We start from the raw sequence: 201 nt of genomic DNA on the forward strand, positions 1-201 counted from the left end.
CGGTAAATAGTCGTGTGATCAACATTCACACCCCGTTCGGCCAGCATTTCCTGCAGTTCACGATAGCTAATGCCATATTTACAATACCAGCGCACAGCCCAAAGAATGATTTCGCCCTGAAAATGCCGACCATGGAAAGGATTCATATGCTGCACCTTTAGCTAAAACAGTCTTCAGCTTACCATTCGTGGTTATTTGCAA

General features: G+C 44.8%; 1 pseudogene. It reads right to left on the reverse strand.

The annotated features are described in order from the left end of the window. A pseudogene (locus ACWQ4X_RS19975) lies at positions 1-146 on the reverse strand (IS6 family transposase); the annotation flags it as partial. Positions 147-201: the final 55 nt, after the last annotated feature.

This window comes from Acinetobacter sp. NigerLNRRAM0016 (genome assembly GCF_054112845.1).